Source organism: Wenjunlia tyrosinilytica (assembly GCF_014646055.1).
GTDB lineage: Bacteria > Actinomycetota > Actinomycetes > Streptomycetales > Streptomycetaceae > Wenjunlia > Wenjunlia tyrosinilytica.
This window is the reverse complement of sequence record NZ_BMMS01000036.1, coordinates 75,376-81,527: the sequence shown is the minus strand read 5'-3', so window position 1 is coordinate 81,527 and position 6,152 is coordinate 75,376. Positions and strand designations below refer to the sequence as shown.

The window sequence follows — 6,152 nt, the reverse complement described above, 5'->3', positions numbered from 1 at the left end:
CCCGCGGAGCGGGTTAAAGTGCGCTGCGCGCACTCCCAACGAAACCAATTCGCTTCGCGAATTGTGGCACGCTTCGCGTGCCTGGAATTCACGCTTCGCGTGAATTCTGAACAGCCGTGAATTTCGCTTCGCTCAATTCCCGCCCGGCTCCGCCGGGTTGGCTGACAGAACGGCGGCGGGGCCTGGGGTTGCTTCCGGGCTGTGAAGCCGAGGGGCACGAAGTCAGAAGCCTTGTCCGGATGGATCCTGAGTGCAACTTGGACCGAATATGCATCAAAGTCATTCCGGGTGAAGTCTGGGATAGCCGCGCTCCCATGTCTACCGGAGTCGATGCATCAAAATGCTACCTGGGTAGACCCCGTAAGTCTACTCTACTGGCCCTCCAACTCGGCGCATCCGACGCAGCATCCAAACGAAGACTTCCCGATCATCATCCGCAATGCCAAGGAATGTAGCCGCTTCCTCTGCTGACAGCATGCTGCCTGCCGGTCCAGGTTGCACAGCAGGGAGATCATTTTCGCTGAGCTTGCCGGAGCGGATGATCATCTCAAGTGGAGAAACATGGAGAGCACGGGCAAGCCGTACCAAAGTCTCGACGTCGGGCATGGTCTGACCGGCGATCAGCCTCCCGATAGCCGATTGAGACATGCCCATTTCTTGCGCCAAGCGATGGCGTCCACCACCGCGAGGGCTGACATCAAATCCGCGGCTGACAGCTATCTCTCGCAACCACAAAACGAACGACTCCCCTGATGGGTCGTCCCCGCCGTATGGCGCCATCGTCATGGCTACGGCTCCAGGTCGATGACGAAGTCAACGACCGTGGTATCACCGCGTCTCACGATCGGACGGGCAACCTCTACGATCCGGCTGTCCGCAATATGCCTACGCGTATACCGCAGCACTGGTACGCCAGCACCGATACGTAGAGTTGAGGCTTCCTCTTCAGTAGGCATGCCAGCAGTGAACGATTCAGTAATACGGGTGACTTGAATACCAAGGCTGGCGAACTGTGCACGCGTGCCGCCTGGCCATGGCTCATTAATAGGGTCCGCAACTGGAGTTCCTGCTACATCAGCCCAACGGACATAGCTGATGGACATCTGCATTGGTGAGTCATTGTCATAGAACACGAAGTGCCGAGCAAGTAGAGCCTCACCGGGCTCGCGCTCAAACAATGCGGCCAATTCAGCGTTGGCGCGGACCTTTTCAAAACGCTTATCAAGGCGGTATTCACTCCATCCGATTCCCTGGTCTTCGGTGAAGGCAGTGCTTTGTGTGCCGGACCCAATGCGGTACCGGTCGGCAGCGATCCGATGCACGGCCGGCCGGGTGCGTACGAGCGTGCCCGCGCGGGTCCGTGTCTCGATCAGCCCTTCGTTGCGCAGCACCGCCAGAGCGTTGCGGATCGTTGTCTCCGACACCCCGTAGCTCTGGCTGAGCACGGGCAAAGTCGGGAGCCGATCGCCAGGTTGGTATGTGCCATCCGCGATCCGCTCGCGGAGCTCGGCAGCAATTCGGAGGTACTCCGGCCGCTCTTCAGGCACGCTGCCCACCTCTACGGATGATCAACTGTTTCTGGCCCAGACGCGCATGGCCTCCCCGCAAGGACCACCCACGCCGCGGCGTTCAGCGGCATTTTGCCGCAACCATGCCGCGAACTGCTCCGTTGTGCTGTCGTGTCCTTCACTGTGCGGCACTAGTGCCATGGGTTACAGCTCCACAGGCAGCTTGTAAGAAAGCTCCCAGCGGCTCGCCGGGACGATGGTGTCCGAGGTCTCGACTGGAACACCGTCGGCAGTCTTGTGGGTCGTCTCGATCGCAAGAACTGTACTTCCTGCATTGACCCGTAGGCGCTGACCTTCATCCGGGGTAGCAGGGCGCGCCCGTACTACTTCCCCCGCCTCCCGAACAATAATGCCGATCAGGGCCATGCGGGCAGGAACACCTAGGCCGCGATGGGGCCCCGCTTCGGGGAGCACGATCGGGCTAGTGCCGGTCAGCGCCATCGGCTCCCAGCTAATCGCCATGTAGGCAGGACGCCTGTCCTCCATAAAGAGATAGTCAGTTCGCATCACCGGGTCGCCCACTGCGATACCGAGCCGCTCAGCGATCACTTCAGAGGCGTGGCCCGTAGCGGAATCTGCTTGATACGGCAGATCTGATCTATTCCCTGCAATCCGTGAGAACCGCTCCGGCTTCGCGCTGGCCCGAACGGTCGTCGCGGCTCCTTGACTGGCCTCCAACAGCCCCTCAGTGATGAGGAGCTGTACCGCTCTACGGGCGACTGCGTCGGTGGTGTCGTACTGCGCAGCGAGTTCAGCACGGCCAGGTAGGCGGTCCCCCGCAACAAGCTCTCCGGTCTCGATACGGCGGCGGATCTGCTCAGCAACCTCGAGGTATGGCGCCTGCGACATGGGTCTCCTTCAACTACCTGGCGGACCAGGTTGACAGCGTAGCCCCAGTAAGGCAGCTTGGATAACCAAGTACTACTTGGCTAACTAAGGGGTGGGTGTGCGCCCGGAAGACGCGGACATCAAGAGCGCCCTAGAGCGTGCCGCAGGCCAGATCGTCCGTCAGCGCACTGCGTCGGAGGGCCGTACGCGGTTGGAGGTCGACATCCCTGCTCAGGCCACTGCCGAGACCTGGACCCGGCTGCTGGCTGTTCTCAACGGCCGTTCTTGGGGTGCCAGCACTACCCCCGACGGCACCGCCACCGTGTGGACGCACATCTACGGAGACCGGCAATGAGTCCAGCCGTAGACAGCGTGTCTCGCCCCCGGTGTACGCGAGTAGCTGCCCACCTCGGAGCTTCACAGCCACCCGGAGGGCTGACATGACGCAAATGAGTATCAGGGTCTACAAGATCAACCCACGCACCGGGGAACGCCGAGTCATCTCCACGTGGTCCGGGGAAGGCGCCGAGCCGCTCCAGTCCCAAGCATGGCCGCTCTGCCGATGCCCGCGGTGCCTCCCCACACGACTCCTTGACGAGCAGCGCGCGCAACTCCTCCTAGCCCGTTGGAGGTTCGAGTGAGGTGCCGTTACTGCGGCGAGCCGCTCGGTACGCGCCGCGTCCTGGTGGCCATGGTGCACAGCGCTTCCGGCCCCGGCTGGTCCGCCTACGCCCACCACACATGCGCACAGGAACGGGGCGCGCGCGCCCTCGACGCACCGGCACCGCAGGCTCCGGCCGATCCGCCGCCCCCGGCAGAACCGCCCTCATAGGGGCGCAGCAGGACCCGCCAATGAAGCGGGCCGCCCGGTTGTCCCCGGGCGGCCCATGCACACGGCGAGGGGTTACCGCCCCGATCACCGCAAGTCCCACCCGCCCCAGCAAGGACCGAAAGGACGCATCCAGTATGCGCTACGTCCACCGAATCCGGCGCCACAACCGGGAAACCACACGCCGCATTGCCCGCACCCCCGGGGTGCTCACCGCCCGCAGGTTCCTCGAACTCCAAGGCACCACCGCCGACTTCGCGCAGCGCTACGCGGCCCAGATCACCCGCACCGCGAAGCAGCTCGGCACGGCCGCGGCCGCGCACACCTGGACCACCCACAACGGCCACGCACGCCGTACCGCCCTCTACAGCCTCGCCACCGACGCCATCGGCCTCATCACCGCGTGGGCCGCCTACAAGCGCACCGCCGCCCTCACCCGCACCCTCGGGGCCGCCGCGTGACCACCCACCCCGCACACACCGCACCCGCCCGGCCGGCTTTGCCCGTCACCACCGTCACCATCCCCACCACCGTCCTGCACCACCTCCGCACCCTCCCCGACGCCCCCGCCGCACTCACCACCGCAGAGCAGCGCGACACATGGGACAGCACCCTCACCGCAGACGTCCCCGCCCTGGACTGGATGAGCCTCCACCTCGACAACCTCACCCAAGCCCTCATCGAGGACCACATCACCCCCGATGACCTGGGCTTCACCCTCTACAGCATCGATGCCGCCCGCATGGAGGCCCACGCCGCCCGCGTCGAACTCATCACCGCCGACCCCACCGCCCACGACCCCGGCACAACCCCCATGCCCATCACCGACCTCCAACCCGGCATGCAGGTACGCGAATACCGCCGCAACGGCAGCCACGACACCTACACCGTCACCCACACCGCCCACGACGAACACGGCAGCACGACCGCCATAACCCCAACAGGCCGCCCCGGGCCCCTCCACACCTTCCACACCGCCCCGGGCCGCCCATGGGCCGTAGAGACCCCCCACAGCCCCGCAAACCCAGCACCCGCCACGACCCCGGGACCCCAACACCCATGACCACAGTCACCACGCCCGCGCAGCAGACCCCCACCACCGGGGGACTGCTGCGCGGACGCAGCACCCTCCCCTTCACCCGCGTGCCCAACCTCGCCGCCCGAGACCACCGCATCACCTGGCGCGCCCGCGGCCTGCTCCTCGAACTCCTCAGCTACCCACCCGGATGGCGCACCACCATCGACGAGATGGTCAAACGCGCGCAGCACACCGCCCGCGAAACCGGCGGCAGGGTCGAGGGACGCGACGCCATGCGCGCAGCAGCTCGCGAACTCAAACGCGCCGGATACCTCATCGTCCACCGCCACCAGGACCCCGGCACGGGCCAGTGGACCACCACCACCGTCATCACCGAAGCGCCGCTGCTCACGCTCGCCCTCGAGGAGCAGCAGCCCACCCCGGCCCCGGCCGAAAGCACCCCCGCCACCCGCGCCCCGACGCCGTCACCGCAGGTCAGCCCGAACGCCGGATTCCCAGGCGTCGGCTCCCCAGGCGCCGGAAAACCAGGCGCTATTACAAAGACGGAGAAGAAGAAAGAGACCCCTCCCCTCCGTCCGTCCCCACCCCCCGATCACGCACGCGCACGCACGCGAACCGCGGACGGACGCAAGGACGGCCACCCCCGCCAAGCCCCCGACCCCCAAGCCCTCAAAATCCTCGCCACCATCGCCGCAACCGCCCCCGTGTTCACCCTCGGAGCCCACGCACAACACCGACAGGCACCCCGCATCACCGCAGCACTCACACGCGGCTACACCCCCGCACAGCTCACCGCAGCACTCACCACACGCCTCGACGGCATCCGCCACCCCGAATCCGTCATGGCCAACCGCCTGGACGACCTCCTAGCCGCCCCCGGCAACCCCCAGCAGCACAGACGAGACCCAGCAGCCCCCGCACGCCCCCACTACGCCGAATGCCCCGGCAACGACGGCATGTGCGGCCGCCCCCTGCCCACCGGTGCGGCACTGTGCCCGACCTGCGCAGCACAACAAGCCACCCGAGCGGCATGAGCCCCCCATGCACGCTCGGACGGACGATCTCTCCCGCGTCCGGGCTCCCTACTCCGGCGGGAGACCGAAGCGCCCCAGGGCTGCCTTGGAAGTGCCCGTGTCCTTCAAGACCGGTTCCCAGGGACCCGTGTTGACGTCGAAGTCCTTGCCAAATCCCACCCACTTGCCCGCCATGCGCAGGCCCGTCGGCTCCACCAGCATCTGAATGGCGCCGTGGTAACTCGCACCCTGGTAATAGCCGTCAGCGGCAGTCTGTTCGGTCCACGTACCGGTGACCACGTTCCCATCAACGGTCAGATCCAGCGACAGCGGGGAGTCAGGATTGGAAGAGGCTCCGGGCAGGCTTCTACCCGTGAGTCGATTGCCGTGCTGCACGAGCACTACGTAATGCCGCCCCGTGAACGTGCCGTCACGGCCTGAGGAGTAGTACTCATAGCGGCTGAGCCACACCCCGGAGTAGTTCTGTGCCGCTGTCCGCGCGACCGGCGTCGCTTCGCTGACACCTTCGGGCCCCGGGTCCAGATCATGACCCCCCGCGCCGTCATCATGGACCCTGGCCATGGGGACGGCGGGAGCGAACCCCAGTGCCTCTACGGGAATCCCTGTGACCCTTTCCAGAGCACGGGCGTACACCGGGCGGGGCGTGCGGCTGATTCCGGCTTCCCAACGCTGAACAAGCCGCTTCGACGCGTCGTTGGGCTCCCCTGCCTCGTCGCCTGCGCGACGTAGCGCACGAGCAAGGTCGTCCTGACTCAGCCGCAGGCCGATACGCACGGCAGGCCGGCTGAAGCGCTCACTCGACTTGAGATCATCAAGGGTGGTCCGCTTGCCACTCACGAATCCTCCTCCGACCA

At 65.8% G+C, this 6,152-nt stretch carries 7 protein-coding genes; 3 read left to right on the top strand and 4 right to left on the bottom strand.

From position 1 onward, the window contains the following. Window positions 1-366 precede the first annotated feature (366 nt). The 3 genes from IEY86_RS30505 to IEY86_RS30495 form a co-directional block, all read right to left on the bottom strand. Window positions 367-786, bottom strand: coding sequence for a helix-turn-helix domain-containing protein (locus IEY86_RS30505; protein WP_189135145.1), 420 nt, complete (start codon window positions 784-786; stop codon window positions 367-369). 2 nt (window positions 787-788) lie between these two features. Beyond that, window positions 789-1,547 (bottom strand): GntR family transcriptional regulator, encoded by a 759-nt coding sequence (locus tag IEY86_RS30500; protein ID WP_189135144.1) that lies wholly within the window; start codon window positions 1,545-1,547, stop codon window positions 789-791. Between the two features lie 165 nt (window positions 1,548-1,712). After that, window positions 1,713-2,417, bottom strand: a complete 705-nt coding sequence (locus tag IEY86_RS30495) for a GntR family transcriptional regulator (protein WP_189135143.1) — start codon at window positions 2,415-2,417, stop codon at window positions 1,713-1,715. 945 nt (window positions 2,418-3,362) lie between these two features. Here IEY86_RS30495 and IEY86_RS30490 point away from each other — a divergent pair. Genes IEY86_RS30490 through IEY86_RS30480 form a run of 3 tightly spaced genes read left to right on the top strand, consistent with a single transcriptional unit; the run spans window position 3,363 to window position 5,298 of the window. After that, a complete protein-coding gene (locus IEY86_RS30490) occupies window positions 3,363-3,686 on the top strand; it encodes a hypothetical protein (protein WP_189135142.1) in 324 nt (107 codons plus the stop codon). Beyond that, the gene (locus IEY86_RS30485; RefSeq protein WP_189135141.1) at window positions 3,683-4,288 is read left to right on the top strand and encodes a hypothetical protein; all 606 of its coding nucleotides are present in this window, start codon (window positions 3,683-3,685) and stop codon (window positions 4,286-4,288) included. Before IEY86_RS30490 ends, IEY86_RS30485 begins: the two co-directional genes overlap by 4 nt. Next, the gene (locus IEY86_RS30480; protein ID WP_189135140.1) at window positions 4,285-5,298 is read left to right on the top strand and encodes a hypothetical protein; all 1,014 of its coding nucleotides are present in this window, start codon (window positions 4,285-4,287) and stop codon (window positions 5,296-5,298) included. Before IEY86_RS30485 ends, IEY86_RS30480 begins: the two co-directional genes overlap by 4 nt. A gap of 48 nt (window positions 5,299-5,346) precedes the next feature. Here IEY86_RS30480 and IEY86_RS30475 read toward each other — a convergent pair whose 3' ends face one another. Further along, the gene (locus IEY86_RS30475; protein ID WP_229698887.1) at window positions 5,347-6,135 is read right to left on the bottom strand and encodes a helix-turn-helix domain-containing protein; all 789 of its coding nucleotides are present in this window, start codon (window positions 6,133-6,135) and stop codon (window positions 5,347-5,349) included. Window positions 6,136-6,152 lie beyond the last annotated feature (17 nt).

Excerpts from the sequence above, each read along its gene's own strand:
- IEY86_RS30490 (WP_189135142.1), top strand. The coding sequence starts at position 3,363 with ATGCGCTACGTCCACCGAATCCGGCGCCACAACCGGGAAACCACACGC.
- IEY86_RS30495 (WP_189135143.1), bottom strand. The coding sequence starts at position 2,417 with ATGTCGCAGGCGCCATACCTCGAGGTTGCTGAGCAGATCCGCCGCCGT.
- IEY86_RS30480 (WP_189135140.1), top strand. The coding sequence starts at position 4,285 with ATGACCACAGTCACCACGCCCGCGCAGCAGACCCCCACCACCGGGGGA.
- IEY86_RS30505 (WP_189135145.1), bottom strand. The coding sequence starts at position 786 with ATGACGATGGCGCCATACGGCGGGGACGACCCATCAGGGGAGTCGTTC.